This is a genomic window from Pseudarthrobacter defluvii, assembly GCF_030323865.1.
In the GTDB taxonomy this organism is placed as follows: domain Bacteria; phylum Actinomycetota; class Actinomycetes; order Actinomycetales; family Micrococcaceae; genus Arthrobacter; species Arthrobacter sedimenti.
This window is the reverse complement of the sequence record NZ_CP066362.1, coordinates 2,532,119-2,549,692: the sequence shown is the minus strand read 5'-3', so window position 1 is coordinate 2,549,692 and position 17,574 is coordinate 2,532,119. Positions and strand designations below refer to the sequence as shown.

16 protein-coding genes are annotated in these 17,574 nt (G+C 66.8%); 12 read left to right on the top strand and 4 right to left on the bottom strand.

Annotation, left to right across the window (positions count from 1 at the left end; genetic code table 11):
• Window positions 1-17 precede the first annotated feature (17 nt).
• From JCQ34_RS11780 to JCQ34_RS11755, 6 genes are all read left to right on the top strand, one after another.
• Window positions 18-908, top strand: coding sequence for a F0F1 ATP synthase subunit gamma (locus JCQ34_RS11780; RefSeq protein WP_286397767.1), 891 nt, complete (start codon window positions 18-20; stop codon window positions 906-908).
• Between the two features lie 83 nt (window positions 909-991).
• Complete coding sequence (gene atpD / locus JCQ34_RS11775) at window positions 992-2,446, top strand: F0F1 ATP synthase subunit beta (RefSeq protein WP_286397765.1); 1,455 nt, start codon at window positions 992-994, stop codon at window positions 2,444-2,446.
• A gap of 1 nt (window position 2,447) precedes the next feature.
• On the top strand, window positions 2,448-2,732 hold the full coding sequence (locus JCQ34_RS11770) for a F0F1 ATP synthase subunit epsilon (protein ID WP_018760117.1): 285 nt from the start codon (window positions 2,448-2,450) through the stop codon (window positions 2,730-2,732).
• A 10-nt stretch (window positions 2,733-2,742) separates the two neighbouring features.
• Window positions 2,743-3,174: a DUF2550 domain-containing protein gene (locus JCQ34_RS11765; protein WP_142133435.1), complete on the top strand. Its 432-nt coding sequence runs from the start codon at window positions 2,743-2,745 to the stop codon at window positions 3,172-3,174.
• Window positions 3,175-3,179: 5 nt separating this feature from the next.
• The gene (locus tag JCQ34_RS11760; protein ID WP_286397764.1) at window positions 3,180-4,508 is read left to right on the top strand and encodes an alpha/beta hydrolase; all 1,329 of its coding nucleotides are present in this window, start codon (window positions 3,180-3,182) and stop codon (window positions 4,506-4,508) included.
• Window positions 4,509-4,540: 32 nt separating this feature from the next.
• Window positions 4,541-7,099: a bifunctional lysylphosphatidylglycerol flippase/synthetase MprF gene (locus tag JCQ34_RS11755; protein ID WP_286404476.1), complete on the top strand. Its 2,559-nt coding sequence runs from the start codon at window positions 4,541-4,543 to the stop codon at window positions 7,097-7,099.
• 171 nt (window positions 7,100-7,270) lie between these two features.
• Here JCQ34_RS11755 and JCQ34_RS11750 read toward each other — a convergent pair whose 3' ends face one another.
• Together JCQ34_RS11750 and nucS are read right to left on the bottom strand one after the other, a co-directional pair.
• The gene (locus JCQ34_RS11750) at window positions 7,271-7,474 is read right to left on the bottom strand and encodes a cold-shock protein (RefSeq protein WP_003804766.1); all 204 of its coding nucleotides are present in this window, start codon (window positions 7,472-7,474) and stop codon (window positions 7,271-7,273) included.
• A 306-nt stretch (window positions 7,475-7,780) separates the two neighbouring features.
• A complete protein-coding gene (gene nucS / locus JCQ34_RS11745) occupies window positions 7,781-8,476 on the bottom strand; it encodes an endonuclease NucS (RefSeq protein ID WP_286397763.1) in 696 nt (231 codons plus the stop codon).
• A 106-nt stretch (window positions 8,477-8,582) separates the two neighbouring features.
• On the opposite strand from nucS, the gene JCQ34_RS11740 reads away from it, so the two are divergent.
• Window positions 8,583-8,936: an ATP/GTP-binding protein gene (locus JCQ34_RS11740; RefSeq protein ID WP_286397762.1), complete on the top strand. Its 354-nt coding sequence runs from the start codon at window positions 8,583-8,585 to the stop codon at window positions 8,934-8,936.
• A gap of 46 nt (window positions 8,937-8,982) precedes the next feature.
• A complete protein-coding gene (locus JCQ34_RS11735) occupies window positions 8,983-9,780 on the top strand; it encodes an alpha/beta hydrolase (RefSeq protein ID WP_286397760.1) in 798 nt (265 codons plus the stop codon).
• A gap of 73 nt (window positions 9,781-9,853) precedes the next feature.
• On the opposite strand, the gene JCQ34_RS11730 is transcribed toward JCQ34_RS11735, so the two are convergent.
• Window positions 9,854-11,173 (bottom strand): AI-2E family transporter, encoded by a 1,320-nt coding sequence (locus JCQ34_RS11730; protein ID WP_376976064.1) that lies wholly within the window; start codon window positions 11,171-11,173, stop codon window positions 9,854-9,856.
• 234 nt (window positions 11,174-11,407) lie between these two features.
• On the opposite strand from JCQ34_RS11730, the gene JCQ34_RS11725 reads away from it, so the two are divergent.
• From JCQ34_RS11725 to JCQ34_RS11710, 4 genes are read left to right on the top strand one after another with little or no spacing between them, the layout of a single operon-like run.
• A complete protein-coding gene (locus JCQ34_RS11725; protein ID WP_286404470.1) occupies window positions 11,408-13,180 on the top strand; it encodes a hypothetical protein in 1,773 nt (590 codons plus the stop codon).
• 51 nt (window positions 13,181-13,231) lie between these two features.
• A complete protein-coding gene (locus JCQ34_RS11720; protein WP_286397758.1) occupies window positions 13,232-14,224 on the top strand; it encodes a tetratricopeptide repeat protein in 993 nt (330 codons plus the stop codon).
• Window positions 14,224-15,321 carry an NADH:flavin oxidoreductase/NADH oxidase gene (locus tag JCQ34_RS11715; RefSeq protein ID WP_286397756.1) on the top strand — a complete coding sequence of 366 codons (1,098 nt, stop codon included), beginning with the start codon at window positions 14,224-14,226 and terminating at the stop codon, window positions 15,319-15,321. The genes JCQ34_RS11720 and JCQ34_RS11715 overlap by 1 nt, the downstream gene beginning before the upstream one ends.
• Window positions 15,322-15,350: 29 nt before the next feature.
• Window positions 15,351-15,629, top strand: a complete 279-nt coding sequence (locus JCQ34_RS11710; RefSeq protein ID WP_286397754.1) for a DUF3253 domain-containing protein — start codon at window positions 15,351-15,353, stop codon at window positions 15,627-15,629.
• A 51-nt stretch (window positions 15,630-15,680) separates the two neighbouring features.
• Here the strand turns inward: JCQ34_RS11710 and JCQ34_RS11705 are convergent, their stop codons facing one another.
• On the bottom strand, window positions 15,681-17,558 hold the full coding sequence (locus JCQ34_RS11705; RefSeq protein ID WP_286397753.1) for a Na+/H+ antiporter: 1,878 nt from the start codon (window positions 17,556-17,558) through the stop codon (window positions 15,681-15,683).
• Between the last annotated feature and the right edge of the window lie 16 nt (window positions 17,559-17,574).

Below are 17,574 nucleotides of genomic sequence, written 5' to 3'. Positions count from 1 at the left end.
GTTAGGAAAGGATAAGTATGGGAGCCCAGATCCGGGTCTACCGCCAGAAGATCAGCTCGACCACGTCGATGCGCAAGATCTTCAAGGCGATGGAACTGATCGCTACCTCGCGCATCGGGAAGGCCCGTGCGCGCGTAGCAGCTTCACTGCCTTACGCGAACGCGATCACGCGCGCCGTTTCTGCTGTCGCCAGCCAAAGCGAAATCGACCACCCGCTGACCACTGAGCCGGAGCAGATCCGCCGTGCCGCCGTCCTGGTAATCACCTCGGACCGTGGCTTGGCTGGTTCCTACTCTGCCGGTGTCCTCAAGCAGGCGGAAGGTCTCAACGAGCTGCTCCACGCCGAAGGCAAGGAAGTCAAGACCTACCTCGTGGGCCGCAAGGCCCAGGCCTACTTCGATTTCCGGAACCGCGAGTACGCGCGGGTCTGGACCGGAGGAACCGACGCCCCCGAGTTCAGCACCGCCCGTGAAATCGGCGAGGCACTGCTCCACGATTTCGCCACCGATTTCGCTGAGGGCGGCGTGGACGAGATCCACGTTGTGTACACGCGCTTCAAGTCGATGGTTACGCAGGAGCCCACGGTCATCCGCCTCCTGCCGCTGGAGGTAGTGGAAGAGCAAGCCGCCTCCGAATCGGAGCTGCTGCCGCTGTACGAGTTCGAGCCGGAAACCGAGCGGGTCCTTGACGCACTGCTGCCGCGCTACATCGAATCGCGACTGTTTGCCGCGATGCTGCAGGCCGCTGCATCGGAGCTGGCCGCCCGCCAGCGGGCGATGAAGTCGGCAGGCGACAACGCAACGGAACTGATCAAGAAGTACACGCGTCTGCGCAACACGGCCCGCCAGGCCGAAATCACGCAGGAACTCTCCGAGATTGTTGCCGGTGCCGACGCCCTTGCGTCGTAGCCTCCAACGCCCCGGTTTACGCGGAACCAGCACCACCACAGATAAACTTAACCCCACGCCATCTACTGAGTGAAGTGAGAGAGATGACTGCCACTGCTACCGAACGCGTAGCCGCAACGGCCGGTGCCACCGGCCGTATTGCGCGCGTAATCGGCCCGGTTGTCGACGTCGAATTCCCGGCTGACGCAATCCCGTCGATCTACAACGCCCTCACCACCGAGATTACTCTCAACGGTGAGACCAAGACCATCACGTTCGAGACCTCCCAGCACCTGGGTGACAACCTCGTCCGCGCCATCTCCCTGCAGGCAACCGACGGCCTTGTCCGCGGCACCTCCGTGGTGGACACCGGCGCCCCCATCTCCGTTCCCGTCGGCGACGGCGTCAAGGGCCACATCTTCAACGTGCTGGGCCAGCCCCTGGACGTTGCCGAGTCGGAGCTGGATGTCAGCGAACGCTGGCCCATCCACCGCAAGGCTCCCAGCTTCGCTTCGCTGGAAGGCTCCACCGAGATGCTGGAGACCGGCATCAAGGTCATCGACCTCCTCACCCCGTACATCAAGGGTGGAAAGATCGGCCTCTTCGGCGGCGCCGGCGTAGGCAAGACCGTTCTGATCCAGGAAATGATCACCCGTGTTGCCCGCAACTTCGGTGGTACTTCCGTGTTCGCCGGTGTTGGCGAGCGTACCCGCGAGGGCAACGACCTCTGGGTTGAGATGGAAGAGGCAGGCGTCCTCAAGGACACCGCCCTTGTCTTCGGCCAGATGGATGAGCCGCCGGGAACGCGCCTCCGCGTGGCCCTGTCCGCGCTGACCATGGCAGAGTACTTCCGCGATGTGCAGAACCAGGACGTGCTGCTCTTCATCGACAACATCTTCCGGTTCACCCAGGCAGGTTCCGAGGTTTCCACCCTCCTCGGCCGTATGCCTTCGGCCGTGGGCTACCAGCCCAACCTGGCGGACGAGATGGGCCTCCTGCAGGAGCGCATCACCTCCACCAAGGGCCACTCCATCACCTCGATGCAGGCCATCTACGTTCCCGCAGATGACTACACCGACCCCGCGCCGGCCACCACCTTCGCGCACCTGGATGCCACCACGGAACTTTCCCGTGAAATCGCCTCCCGTGGCCTGTACCCGGCCGTCGACCCGCTGACGTCCACCTCCCGCATCCTGGACCCCCAGTACATCGGCAAGGACCACTACAACACGGCCGTCCGTGTGAAGCAGATCCTGCAGAAGAACAAGGAACTCCAGGACATCATCGCCATCCTCGGTGTCGATGAACTCTCCGAAGAAGACAAGATCGTCGTGTCGCGTGCACGCCGCATCCAGCAGTTCCTCTCGCAGAACACCTACACCGCAAAGCAGTTCACCGGTGTTGAAGGCTCCACGGTTTCCATCAAGGACACCGTTGAAGGCTTCGCGGCGATCTGCGACGGCGAACTCGACCACATCGCGGAGCAGGCGTTCTTCAACGTCGGCGGCCTCGACGACGTCGAGCGCCAGTGGGCCAAGATCCAGGAACAGACCAAGTAATATGGCTGAGCTTGAGGTTGAGATTGTCGCAGCGGACCACTTTGTGTGGTCCGGAGCGGCCAAGATGGTCAAGGCCCGCACCAGCGATGGTGAAATCGGAATCCTGCCCGGCCACTCGCCCCTGCTGGCGATCCTGGCCGAGGGTGAACTGGCAATCCAGCCGGTTTCCGGGGACCGTATTGCGGTGGACGTCGACGGCGGGTTCTTCTCCGTCGACAACAACCGCGTGGTGATCGTTGCTGACAACGCCCAGTTGGGCGGCTCGGCTACCGCTGGGATCCGCTAGCACGACCTTGATGGACGCACCGGGTATTTCGTTCATCGCACTGGCAATCGCGTTCGGATTGCTGATTTTTGCACTGTGCCTTTCGGGGGTACGCCGCTTCAACTTGCGGCGTGCCCTCGGCACGGTGGACGCCTCCATTTGCGTAGCTGGAAACAGCTGGCAGATGGGGGTTTGTCGTTATCAGGACAATGACCTCGAGTGGTTCAGGCTCATCTCCTTGAGCGTCCGCCCCAAGTACACATTTAAACGCAGCTCACTGGAGCTGCTGGGCCGCCGGAAGCCTACCGAAGCGGAGGCGGTGAAGGTCCAGCCGGACGTGGTGATCGTCGAACTCCGCTACGAGGGGCAGGACCTGCACCTGGCCATGAAGTTCGACGCCTACACGGGACTGTCATCCTGGCTGGAAGCAGGTCCTGTCATTGGCGTGGGGACCTGGCGCTAGCCAACGTGGACTGGCTTTTAGACATCCGGCTCACCGACGGTCCACTCTACGGAACCGTGCTGGTATTGGGAATGGGCGGCGCCGCCTATCTCCTGGTGCCACCCTGGCGCGCCGCCATGGTTCCGGTCCATCGCGTCCGGGCTTGGGCTGTCCGCATCCTCATCGCCGCGGCAGCCGCCTTCGCCCTGGTTGGTACGGTGCACTGGGCGCTGATCAACATCTTCACCATCTTCCCCGAGGACCTGCCCGACCCCGTCCTGCTGTGGCTGGTTCCGGGTGTGGCGGCACTGCTCCTGTGCCTGCTCCGGCTGCCCCGGACGAGTTGGGGCGGCCGCGGGGGAGGGGTCCTCGCCGCGCTGCTGGTGGTGCTGCTGTCCGCGATCCAGATCAACGCCTACTTCGGCCTCAACAGGACCGTCAGTGACCTGCTGGGCACGGCACTGGCGCGTATTCCCGTGCTGGAGCAGGACCTCATGCGCCACCCCGGGGGGCCCGACGGCGTGCCGCTGCAGGGCTGGAAGCCGCAGGGGGAGCTGCCTGCCGGAGGCGAACTGCGCAAGTCCACGATTCCAGGAACGTTGTCCGGAATGAACACCCGCGACGCCTACATCTATCTTCCGCCGGCCTACTTTGCAGCCAACCGCCCCGCCCTGCCCGTGCTGGTCCTGGTGGCAGGGCAGCCCGGCGGTCCCGCCGACTGGCTCACCGGCGGCGCAATTCGCGGCCATATGGACTCCTTTGCCGCCGCCCATGGCGGGGTGTCACCGGTGGTGGTCATCCCGGATCCCAATGGCTCGCAGTCCGCCAACACCATGTGCATGGACAGCCGCATCGCCAAAGCGGACACGTACCTTTCACAGGACGTGCCACAGTGGATAGGTTCCACCCTGGCGGTGGACACCAACCACAGCCACTGGGCCATCGGCGGCTTCTCCTTCGGCGGCACCTGCGCGGTGCAAATGGGAACCAGGCATCCTGAGATCTACGCGGACGTGCTGGCCTTCTCCAGCGAAGCGGAGCCGGCAATTGCCAAGGAACGCCAGAAGACCATCGACGCAGCCTTCCCCGGAACCCCCGACGAATTCACCCGGCAGACTCCACTGGAGATTATGAAACACCAACGGTTCGAGTCCCACGGCATGTACCTCACCGCAGGCCAGAACGATCCGGAGTTCGTGGCCAACCTCCAGACGCTTGCCGCGGCAGCGCAGGGCGCCGGCTTCACAGTGCAGGCACACGTGGTGGAGCACACCGGCCACTCCTGGGACACTTCATCCAAGCGCTTTGCCGACGCCCTGCAGTTCCTTGGCAGCCAGTGGGGGATGCAGTGGTGACCACCAGGAACCCCAACCGCACGGCCGCCCTGATGTGGGCCGCCGTCGGACGCCCTGCGGTGCAGCAGACGCTGCGCACGCTGAAGTCCATGCCGTTCACGCTTGGGGTGGTTGTTGCCTTCCTCGCCACCGCCGCCCTGACCGGAAGCTTCCTGGACGGCCCGCCGGAGCAGCTCCTGGGGCTTGCCTCCGTCAGCGGCCCCGGCCTGCGCGGCGGGCAGTGGTGGTCGCTGTTCACCAGCCTCTTCTTCGCCACCAACCCGCTGGCTTACATCGCGGCGTCGCTGATGATGGTCCTGCTGCTGGGACTTGCCGAGCGCAAGCTGGGCTGGCGGGCCGCCGTCGGTCTGTTCTTCGGCGGCCAGTTCGCGGCCGTCACCGTGTTCCTCCTGGTGACCCAGCTGGCGGGATATGTGGGGGACGGCTGGCTGGACGCCATGGCCGATGACAACCTGATTGGCCCCTACGCCCCGGTGTTGACCGCCGGCCTGGCTGCCAGCGCCCGTATCACCCTGCTGTGGCAGCGCCGGCTCCGCACCGTGGTGCTGTCCATTTCGATCCTCCTGGTTCTTTACGTGGGACATGCCGAGACGGTGATCGGCCTTATCGGCGCGCTCCTTGGCCTCCTGGCCGGCTGGTGGATCCAGGGGGACCAGGGGCGCCTGCACCGCCACCGGTCCACGGGCCGTGAGACCAGGAACCTGTTGGCCCTCACCGTTGCGGTCTTTGCCGTGGGACCGATCCTGACCGGCATTACGCGGGCGCCCACGGGACCGTTGGCCCTGCTGCGCGACGTTGTGCTGAGTCCGATGCCCACCCTCAGCCAGCTGGTGTTCAACTGCGGCGCCACAGTTGACGCGTCCTGCCTGGAAACAGGGCGGGCGGGATTTGCCGGACCGTTCGGTTTGGCGCTGGCGGTGGTGCCGGTCATCCTGCTGCTGATCTGCGCGGACGGCATGCGCCGCGGCCGCCGGCTTGCCCTCAACATCGCCCTGGCCATCCAGTTGGCCGTTACGGCCCTGGCCGCCGTCTACCTTGCCCTGTTCGCCCTTGTCCCGTCCCGCCTGCAGGGCACGCATGCCACGCCGCTGTCCTCGGCCTTCGCGCACGTGCTTCCCCTGGTGGTTGTCCCGCTGCTGCTGGCGGTCGTCCTGTGGCTGAACCGGAGGCAGTTCCGCGTGCAGACCCGTCCCGGCGCCCGGCGCGTGCTCGGTGCCGTGGTCTGCGGAACCTGGCTTGCCCTGGCCGGCTCCTACACCGTGGCCTGGTTCTGGTCCGGGGGACTGGCCCGCGACGGAGGCTTGCTGGGGCTCTTCGCCGAGCTGGCCCGGCAGTACGTTCCGGTGCCCATTCCCCAGCATTTCCGGCGGGTCTTCCCCGAGCAGGACAGCGCAGAAGCCTTGTTGTTCGCCTACTCGGGTCCGGTGTTCTGGCTGGTAGCCCTGGTGGCCGTGTGGTGGGTTCTGGTGGGCCGGCACCACGGCCTCAACTTCGGGCGGCAGGACCGGGACCGCGCCCGGGACCTGCTCCACCAGGGCGGCGGCCCACTGTCATGGATGGCACTCTGGGAGCCCAACACCTACTGGTTCAGCCCCGACGGTGCAGGTGGAATGGCGTTCCAACAGCATGGGACCGTGGCGTTGACCCTGGGCGGTGCGATCGGCGACCGCGGGGCTGAGCAGAGAGTGACCGAGGGATTCCTGGACTACTGCCGCAGCCAGGCACTGGTGCCGGCGCTCTACTCCTGCGACGACACCATGTGGCCGGCGCTCCGGGAACGTGGTTTTTCCCGCGTGGCCGTTGCCCAGGAGACCCGGCTGGCGCTGGATGAGCTCGAGTTCAAGGGCAAAGAGTGGCAGAACGTCCGGACCGCCCTGAACCGCGCGGCGAAGCTGGGCGTCCACGCGGTCTGGGGCTCGTACCACTCGCTGCCGCCGGCGCTGCGGTCGCGGCTGAACGAAGTGTCCGAGGAGTGGGCGGCCACCAAATCGGTTCCGGAAATGGGCTTCACGCTTGGGGGAGTGGACGAGCTCGATGACGAGGAAGTCCTCTGCTGCCTGGCTGTGGACGGCAACGGCACGGTCCACGGCGTGACCAGTTGGCTGCCCGTGTACGACGGCGGGCGGCTGGTCAGCCGGACGCTGGACGTCATGCGCCGCGGCAGCGAGGGATTCCCGGGCGTGATGGAGTTCCTGATCGCCTCGGCTGTCCTCGAGCTACGGGACTCGGTGGACATGATCTCCTTGTCCGGCTCCCCGCTGGCCAGCCGCCCGGACATGCAGCCGGGGACGGGAGACGCCGTGGACGATACGGGGACGGCGGACGAAAGCACGGAAGCGGGCGCCACCGACGAGGGCGCGCAGAACCTCGTCAGGATCCTGGACCTGGTAGGCCACGCGCTTGAACCGGTCTATGGCTTCCGCTCCCTGGCGGCGTTCAAATCGAGATTCAAGCCGGAGTATCGGGCGCTCTACCTGTATTACCAGGACCCGCTGCACCTGCCCGCCATCGGCCGCGCGCTGACCCGGGCCTACCTCCCGGGCCTGTCCCTGGCACAGGGCGCCCGCCTGGTCCGCAAATTGGTCACCTGAGGCCGTCCAGCCGGCCTGCAAATGCCCGGCCTGCAAATGCCCGGCCGGAAAGTGCCCGGCAGTAATGTGGCATTTCCGCCGCGGTATTTCCGCAAATGCAAAATGGTCCCCGGCAGAATTGCCGGGGACCATTTGTCGCTGACAGCCGCGGAAAGCGGCCGGGCGGATTACTTAGACGACAGTTACGCCAGTGGCCTGGGGGCCCTTGGCGCCCTGGCCGATTTCGAACTGAACGCGCTGGTTCTCGTCGAGGGTCTTGAAGCCGCCGGTCTGGATTTCGGAGTAGTGAACGAAGACATCGCCATCGGAGTCATCCGGGGTGATGAAGCCGAAGCCCTTTTCAGCGTTGAACCACTTGACGGTTCCCTGTGCCATTTATTTCTCCTCATTATGGAACTTTTTAAGACCGGCACACCTCGTGCCGCCCTTGGTCACTCCGCGAGAAGAATCCTGGATTGCCTCGCCCGGAAAGGGGCCCGGCGCTGCAGGAGCTTCGCGCTCGCAACATGTCTTGCGAGCATGAAAAACACCTACACAAAGACTGAGATAAGAATTTCATGCCTGTTCCCGCAGGTCAACGGCCCGAACAGCAAAAAGGCGAAAATTTAGGTAAAAAACAGGTGACGAAGAGACCTGCTTCGGATGCTGCTATTTAGGTGCCTGAAGCAACAAAGGAAATGGCTAGAAGAGCCGCGATTCGCTGTCGTCAACTCCGCGCATCGCGTCGTAGTCAAGCGTTACGCAGTCGATCCCGCGGTCATTGGCCAGCACCTTTGCCTGCGGTTTGATCTGCTGGGCGGCAAAGATGCCGCGCACCGGTGCCAGCAGGGGGTCGCGGTTGAGCAGTTCCAGATACCTGGTGAGCTGCTCCACGCCGTCGATGTCCCCCCTGCGCTTGAGTTCAATGGCCACCGTGGCACCATCGGCGTCCCGGGCCAGGATGTCCACCGGGCCAATCGCGGTAAAGTACTCGCGCCTGATCAGGGAATAGCCCTGGCCCAGCGTTTCAATCTGCTCGGCCAGCAGCCGCTGCAGGTCCGCTTCGACGCCGTCCTTGATCAGCCCGGGGTCCACCCCGAGGTCGTGCGAGGACTCGCTGATCTTTTCGTGGATGTTGATGATGAGCCGGTCATCTGTCTTGGCCGACTGCACGGTCCACTGCTCCACCACCCCGAGCTCCAAGTCCACCTCGTCCGGGGATGATACCCGGAGCGAAGCCGGCGGGCTCATCCAGTTCAGCGGCTTGTAGGAACCGCCGTCCGAATGCACCAGCACGGAGCCGTCCGCCTTGACCAGCAGGAGCCGGGTGGCGAGGGGGAGATGGGCTTTGAGCCGGCCGACGTAATCAACGGAGCAATGGGCTATGACAAGACGCACGCCGTACAGACTATCGCGTGGGGTCCGGCAGGTGGTGCCCGACGGCGGGACGCAGCTTGCGGGAAGCGGTCCAGGATCAGTGGCGCGGCTGGGGCAGAATAGATACATGCCGCGCTCCAACCGTCCCCGCCGTCCCGCTTCCGGCCGGGGGCCCGTTTCCGGCAAGGGCGCAGGGCGGAAAAGCAACAGCGACGTCCCCGAACTGGACCTGGAACGTGCGCGGGCGGGAATAGCCCGCCGGGAAAGCGCCCCGGACGGTGAGTGGATGGTGCGCACCATGACCGCAAAGAACGCCGAGAAGACCTACATCTGCCCGGAGTGCTCCACAGCGGTGCTGCCCGGTGTCGCGCACCTCGTGGTCTGGAAGGACGACCACCTCTTTGGCGCCGCCGCAGGCCTGGCCGAACGCCGGCACTGGCACACCAACTGCTGGCTGACGAGAAGCTACCGCTACCGCTGACGTGGCCGGAACGTCGGATGCCCCCGCTGTCGCTAAGCTGGCAGGCATGACTTTTGATCCGGCGTCGTACCAGTTCACCCAGGCCCAGGGCCCCGTTCCCATCCGTGCCTCCACGGTCCTGCCTGCCCGGCGCGAGAACATCGAGCTGCAGACCGAGGACGGCCACACCCTGGTGGGGGAGCTGGCGCTGCCCGAATCGGGCCCGGTAAAAGCCACGCTGATCACGCTCCACCCGCTGCCGACGCACGGCGGCTTCATGGATTCCCATGTGTACCGCAAGGCCTCCTACCGGCTGCCGGCGCTGGCCGGCATCGCGGTGCTGCGCTTCAACACCCGCGGTACCGCTTCTCCCCGCGGCACCAGCAGCGGCGGCTTTGAGGAAGGGATCGGCGAACGCCATGACGTGGAGGCGGCGGTCCGTTTCGCCGTCGAACGCGGCCTGCCCAACCGCTGGCTGGTGGGATGGTCCTTCGGCACGGAACTGGCGCTGATGTACGGCGCCATTGAACCCGTGGCGGCCCAGATCGAGGGTGCGGTGCTGTTGTCGCCGCCGCTGCACCGCGCAACGGACAAGCACCTGCAGCTGTGGGCGGAATCGGGCAAGCCGCTCACTGTCCTGGTGCCGGAGCACGATGACTTCCTGCAGCCTGCGGAGGCCACTGCCCGCTTCAGCATGGTGCCGCAGGCCCGGGTGGTGGGCGTGGCCGGGGCCAAGCACCTGTGGGTGGGGGAGAAGTACGCTGCCCGGGTCCTGAACGACATCGTGGCCCAGGTCAGTCCCGGCCAGGCCGGAGCGGAGCTGCCGCAGGAATGGGACGGACCGACGGCGACTGCCGGGGCCTAGCCCGCACGCCCCGGGACAGCTCCACGGCCAGCGTCAGGGGACACCGCGTTTCAGTACTGGTTTTGCCGAACCCTTAGTGCTGGTCCTGCCGGACGATGTAGATTTCCCGGACCAGCAGCAGGACGGCGGCGGCGGTGGGGATGGCGATCAGGGCCCCGAGGACGCCTAGGAGGCTGCCGCCGGCGATCACCGAGATCACCGCCACCGCACCGGGCACGGCGACTGCCTTCTGCATGATGCGGGGTGAGATGAAGTACGCCTCGAACTGCAGGTAAGCGAAGTAGCAGATGGCGTAGATGGCTGCCACCTGCCAGCCCTCCGTGAGGGATACGAGGGTCACCACGATGCCTGCGATCATGCCGCCCACCAGCGGGATGAAGGCCAGCAGGACCACCACGAACGCCAGGAGCAGCGCGAAGGGGACGCCCACGATGGACATCACCACGAAGGCGAAGGTGGCGTTGAGCAGGGCCACGCAGGCCTGGCCGATCACGTAGTTGCCCACTGAACGGGTGATTTCCTCCGAGAGGGCAGCGACGCGCTTGCGGCGTGAGCGCGGCGCCAGGCGGTAGCCCCACTTCTTCATGGCCGGCAGCGCTGCCAGGAAGTACAGGCTCAGTACCAGGACGATGAGGGCGCCGAAGAGCCCGTTGGCCACGGTGGATCCGAAGCCCAGCACGCCGCCGAAAATGCCGCCCATCGCGGCGGGGTCGTTGACGAACTTGTTGACCTCCTCGGTAATGCGGTCCCGTACGCCGAACTGGTCATCGAGGCTGCGGAAGAAATCCGAATCCATGAAGTTGTGCATCCAGTCCGGTGCCTGCCGCACAATTTCCGAGACCTGTTCAACGATGGTGGGAATCAGGGTGGCGAAGAATCCGACGACGGCGCCCATCAGGACCGCCACCGAGACCAGGATCCCGGCGGGCCGGGGAATCTTACGGTTCTCCAGCCAGCCCACCACGGGCTCCAGGCCCAGGGCGATGAACAGCGCCGCCACGATCCACAGCAGCAGCTGGGTGGTGTGGGAGCCGATCCAGTAGACCAGCAGTGCCAGGCCCACGCCGACAGTCCCCATGAAGCCCATGTACAGCGGATGCTGCGGTGACATGCGTGGACCGGGGTGGCCGAACTGCGGCTCCTCGTCACCGCCGTGCTCCGCCTCCGGAACCTGCCCCGTGTATTCGGGGGGCATCTCGAACCGGAGCCTGGGCTGCGCCCCGGGCAGGGGCTGCCGAAGCCGGCGGACCACCTGGCCAAGGGCGGCCGCGGCAGTACCCCTGCGGCGGGCGGTTGCCGCCATGCCGAGGGGAGGCGCCGGAGCGGGGGCAGGGCCCTTGGGTTCCCCGGGATTTGCGGCTGCCGCCGAGGACGGGTCCGTCTTGTCAGTCACTGGTTCTAGGGGCCTGTTCCGTGCGTGGCTCCGCCTGCGCGGGCCGGTGTGATGATCATCGCAAACACTATCAGCAGGCTTGCCACCACCCGCCGAAGGCGCTGCGCGGGGACCTGCAGGGAAAGGCGTGGAAGATCCGGAAAGGGGCCCCTGGTAACAAAAAGGTTACTATTGAAGGCAAACCCCCGCTGATGATAGGTGTTTCCCTTGCGTTTAAAGACTGCAGCCGCACTTGTGCTGCTCGGCCTCCTGACACTTTTGGCCGGTATCGGCCAGAGAACCATCTGGGCTCCATCCGAGACGTTCACCGCCTCCGCGCCGGCCGATGCCGCCGCCGCACCGCTGACGGTCATTGACCAGAAGCTGCGCACCCTGCACGGCGGAACCGTCAAGATCAGCATTCAGGGTGACGGAAACTTCGTGCTGGCATCAGGCCGGCCCGACGACGTCAGCGCCTGGGTTGGGAAGACGGCCCACAACACCATCACCGGGGTTTCCGAGGACGAAAAGTCCCTCCAGGTTGACCACGCCGACGGCGAGGCTGCCGCCCCAAACCCGGCCGGCTCGGACCTGTGGGTGACCAACGAGAACGCCAGCGGTGAGCTTGAGTACACCTGGACCCCGCCGGCCGACGGCGAGTGGACCCTCCTGCTCGCCTCCGACGGCACCAAGCCGGCGCCTGCCTCCGTGTCCATGACGTTCCCGAATGACACCTCCACCCCCTGGGCTGTGCCGCTGATGGTCCTGGGCAGCCTGCTGATCGTGGCCGGAATCGTCCTGGCGCTGCTGGCAGCCCGCCGGAAGAACGGCGCAAGCGACGGTCACGGCAGCGATGATCACAACAGCGACGGCGGCAGCAGCAGCTACGCCCGCCGTGCCCGTGCACGCAATGCCAAGTCCGCCGATGCCGGCTCACAGAACGATGGCGCACTGAACCCGGGGACACCGAACGCCGGCAGCCAAAACCAGGCGCCGTCGTCGTCCTCTTCCTCCTCCAAGGCCACCATGGTGGCAGCCGCCGTTGCTGCCGCCGTGCTGGCAGGTTCCGCCACCGCCGCCCAGGCGGCCAGCCCCAGCCCGCAGCCTTCCGGCAGTGCCTCGTCGCCGGCGAAGGAATCAGCCGGTGTGCCGGTGCTGCTCGACGCCCAGTTCCGGCGGATCCTGGAGCAGGTCTCCAGCGCCACCGATGCCGGGGACGCAGCCAAGGACGCGGCGAAACTTGCCGGCCGGGTGGGCGGACCGGAACTGGAGATCCGCACGCAGAATTACAAGATCCGCTCCCAGGTCGGCTCGTACGAACCGCGGATGCCGGTGCGCTCCACCAAGCTGCTGACCTACGTGGTTACCAGCGACCGGGACTGGCCGCGTTCGGTGCTGGCCGTCACCCAGGGTGAAGGCAACGTGGTTCCGCAGATCCTGACGCTGGTCCAGCAGTCGCCGCGCGAGAACTACAAGCTGACGGAAACCACGCCCCTCCAGCCGGGCACCACGTTCCCCAACATCAACCGCGGCGGCACCGAGACCCTTGCCGCGTCGGACAAGTCCGGTCTGCTCTACAGCGGGGAGGAAGCGATGTCCGGACTTGCAGACCGCCTGACCTCGGCGGACTCGCCCTTCAAGGACAAGCTGGTCGAAGGCCAGTCCTCGCCGTACATCGCGGACACCCTGTCCTACCAGGCTGAGGTGGTGAAGTCCGGCGAAAACGGCAACTTCTCCTTCACGCACAAGGTGGCTCCGGACAGCACCGTGGTTTTCCGCACTGCTGACGGCGGCGCCCTGGTGCTGGGCCGGATCAACTTCGGCTTCGAGGGCACCCCGAAGGCAGCCGGCGACAAGCTGAGCATCGGTGACGACGCCGCAGCCCTGGCCGGCGGCAAGGAAACCACCACGGGGATGGTCCTAAGCTTCGCCGAATCCATGGCGGTCTACGTGCCCCCGGCAGGATCCACGGACCCCATGAAGCTCATTGCCGCCACCCGCGGCCTGGTCGGCGCCAGCTTCAAGTAGGGCCTGGCCGTATTACCACCGGCAGCGGCCGGAGTGGCTAGAGTGGGAAACATGAGTTCGCCAGCTTCCCGCCCAGTCCCTCCTGCCGCTGCCAACCTGCTTAACCTGCGCGGCGCCGTCGACCTTTCTTCGCTGAAGCGCCCCGCAGCTCCGTCCGGCCCGGCTCCTTCCGGGCCCGCGGCCGGGACTCCCCAGGGGGCGCAGCCTGGCGGCCCTGACGAAGGACCGGAACTCAAGGTCAACGTCACCGAAGCGAACTTCCAGCAGTTGGTTGAGCTGTCCGCGCAGGTGCCGGTGGTGTTTGCCCTGTGGGCCCCCTACTCGCCGGAGTCCAGCAGGATGCTTGACACCCTTGACCGCGTGGTGGCCTCCTACGGCGGCCGCCTGGTCCTTGGCGCGGCCGACATCGAAGCCTTCCCGCAGCTTGCCCAGGCCTTCCAGGTGCAGGCCGTTCCCACCGCCGTTGCCGTCCTCAAGGGACAGCCGGTGCCGCTCTTCCAGGGCGCGGCGGACGAGCAGCAGGTGCGGAGCCTCTTCGACGAACTCCTCAAGGTCGCCGCAGCAAACGGGGTCAACGGAAGCCTGGACGCCGGTGCGTCCGGCGCCCAGGAGCCTGCGCCGCTGCCACCGCTGCACCAGGCCGCGTTCGACGCCATCGAAGCCGGCGACTACGCAGCGGCCGCCGAAGCCTACCGCCAGGCCTTGAAGGAGATGCCGTCGGACCATGAAGCCAAGGCGGGGTTGGCGCAGGTGGAGCTGATGGACCGGCTGCAGTCGGTGTCCGCCCAGGACAGCGACGCGGTGCGCGCACTCGCCGCGAATGAGCCGGACAACCTGGACGCGCAGCTTGGCGTGGCCGACCTGGACGTGGCCGGCGGGCACGTGGAGGACGCCTTGAACCGCCTGGTGGCCTTCATTGGCAGGAACTTTGGTCCCGAACGCGAGGCCGCCCGCGTCCGGCTGCTGGAACTCTTCGACGTGGTGGGTGCCGGTGACGAGCGCGTGGCAAAGGCGCGCCAGGCGCTCGCACGGGTGCTGTTCTAATGCCGGCCCTGTTCCAGCCGCTGACCCTGCGCTCCATGGAGCTGCAGCACCGGGGCTGGGTGTCGCCCATGTGCCAGTACAGCTGCGATCCCGACGACGCCCCCGGCGTTCCACACGACTGGCACTTGGTGCACCTGGGCGGCTTTGCCGTGGGCGGCGCGGCAATGATCCTCACCGAAGCCGCGGCAGTGAACGCCGAGGGCCGGATCAGTCCCCGCGACGCCGGCCTCTACAACGACGAGCAGGCGGCGGCGTGGGAGCGGATCATTTCCTTCGTCCACCGGAACGGCGTGGCCGGCACCAAAATCGGCGTGCAACTGGCGCATGCCGGCCGGAAAGCCTCCACGTACTGGCCTTTTTCCGGCAAGCACGGCAGCGTTCCGGCGTCCGAGGGCGGCTGGGAGACTGTGGGCCCGTCCACCACGTCCTTTGAGGGCTACGCGGCGCCCGCGGCCATGACGGTGGAGCAGATCCGCGGCGTCATCGACGACTTTGCCGCCGCCGCTGTCCGTGCGGTGGATGCCGGTTTTGACACCATGGAGATCCACGGGGCGCACGGCTACCTCCTGCACCAGTTCCAGAGTCCGCTGATCAACCAGCGTGAGGACGAATGGGGCGGGGATGAGGCAGGACGGAACCGGCTGATGCTGGCCGTGGTTGATGCCGTCAGGGCAGTAATTCCGGATTCCATGCCGCTGCTGCTCCGGGTCTCGGCCACCGACTGGGCGCCGGGCGGCGTGGACCAGGCGGCGTCGGTCCGGCTGGCCCGGGAGGCAGCTGCCCACGGTGTGGATCTGGTGGATGTCTCCAGCGGGGGAGCTGTTGCCCACCAGCAGATCAAGCCGGGGCTCGGCTACCAAACCGGTTTCTCGGCCGCCATCCGTGAAGAGGCCGGCATCGCCACCGGCACGGTGGGCCTGGTGACCACGCCCGGCCAGGCGGAGCACGCCGTTGCCACCGGGCAGGCCGACGGCGTCTTCATCGCCCGGGCCGCGCTGCGCGATCCGCACTGGTGGCTCCGCGCCGCCTTCGAGCTGGGCCACGACCTACCGTGGCCGCCCCAGTACGAGCGGGCTGTCCCGCGGCGCACCTTCTAAGCCGTATCTGTTGACCCAGGGAGACCGGCATGGCGCGCAGCGGCGGGAATGATCAGCAAAACCCGGTTGAAGGGCAGCTGGAAGCGAAGATCCTGGAACTCCTGGCGGCAAGGGCGGCAACCTCCACCATCTGCCCATCCGATGCCGCCAGGGCCGTGGGCGGCGACGACTGGCGCCACCTCATGGAACCGGCGCGGGAGGCTGCCCGGCGCCTGGTTGACGAAGGCCAGGTGCACATCACCCAGGGCGGATCCGTCGTCGATCCCGCCACGGCAAAAGGCCCCATCCGGATCCGCAAGGCACGCTGAACCAGGAGTCAGTAGCCCGCATCGGCGCGGGATGAGAGCAACTGCACCCGGTCAGCCCAGCAGCTCGTCCACGTAGCACCAGCGCCAGTCTTCGCCCGGCTCTGCGCTGCGCATGACTGGGTGGCCCGTTTCCTTGAAGTGGCGGCTGGCGTGGCGGCCCGCGGAGGAGTCGCAGCAGCCAATGGTCCCGCAGGCCAGGCACATGCGCAGGTGCACCGGCGAGGTGCCCTCCCGTTCGCACCCTGCGCAGGCCGGGCTGTCGGGGACCGGCGCCGGCATGGCCGCCGTCAGGTGGTCGCACACGCCGCCCGGCTGGGACAACCCCTCGCCGCCGCCCCCCTCGGCGGCGGAATCGAGCTCATTGAGGGAGGCATCGAGCATGGACTCCTCCACATCCAGCCGTTCCAGGGCTTCGCTGAGCACTTCATGGGCAAAGTCCCCGCCCCGCCTGAGCTCCAGCACCTTTTCCCGCTCAGCCTCCAGCATGGCCATCCGCAGCTGGGCGTAGCGCTGGCTGGGGGTGGTGGCCTCGGCCGTCGGCCGGCCCAGGCGCTCCCAGGCTGCCAGCCCGCGTTCCTGCGTCCGGCGCCGGAGCATGTCCATGACCTCCGGCGGGTCGCTCTCGCGCCGCAGCTGTTCCAGCCGCTCCATTCCCGCCGCCGTGGCCAGCTGCATCAGCGAGGCCTGGTTCAGGGCATCCTCCCGCCGGTCCGGCCCCGGCATCCCCAGCGCCCGCACCAGGGCGGGCAGCGTGAATCCCTGCAGCACCAGCGTGCCACCCACCACCACCATGGCCGCCAGGACCAGCACGTTGCGGTGCTCCAAATCATCGGGGAGGGTCAGGACGGCGGCCAGGGTGACCACGCCGCGCATGCCGGCCCAGGACACGATGGCCGGGAACTGCCAGGGCGGTGCCGGGTCCGCCCGCTGCACGGAAGGGATCAGGCGGGGCAGGTAGGTGGCCGGGAAGACCCAGACGGGCCGCAGCACCAGCACCGTCAGCAGGATCACCGCGCAGCCAAGCCACACCCTGCCCGCGCCCAGTGAATCGTCCTGGACGCTTTCGATGATGGTCCGTACCTGCAGGCCGATGAGCAGGAACACGGCGTTCTCCAGCAGGAACTGGATGGTGTCCCAGTTGCTCCTGGCACTCTGCCGCGCGGCGCCGTTGGGCATGGACGGTGCCTTGGTTCCCATCACCAGGCCGGTGACGACGACGGCGAGCACACCGGACGCGTGGATGGCCTCGGCCGGGAGGTACGCAACGAAAGGGGCCATCAGCGACGTGGAGGTGTTGATGGCCACGTTGCTGATCCGTTTCCGGATTTCAGTCAGGATATACGCGACGGCGAGGCCCACCGCCAGGCCGCCGCCGGCGGCCACCACGAACCCGCCGGCGACGTCCAGCGCGGAGACCGAGCCCGCGATGGCCGCCACCGCAGCCCGCAGGCACACCAGCGCCGTGGCGTCGTTGACCAGCGATTCGCCTTCCAGGATGTTGACGATCCGGCGGGGCATTCCCACTTTCCGGGCAATGGCCGTGGCGGCCACCGCGTCTGGAGGCGCCACCACGGCGCCCAGGGCGAAGGCGGCCGCCAATGGGATCTCCGGAAACAGCCACCACACCACCATCCCCACGCCCAGGGTTCCGAAGATGACGTATCCCACGGACAGGAGTCCGATGGAACGCCGGTTGGTCTTGAAGTCGAACAGCGACGTGCGGAATGCCGCCGCATACAGCAATGGCGGGAGCAGGCCAACCAACACCAGCTCCGGGTTCAGCTCAACCGGCGGAATGAGCGGCAGGAACGATCCCGCCACCCCGGCCAGCACCAGCAGCAGGGGAACGGGGATATTCAGTTTGCGGCCCAGGGCGCTGCCGGCGCACACCACGGCAACGATCACCAGCAAACCCAACGCGATGTCCATTCCGTAAGTTTCGCAC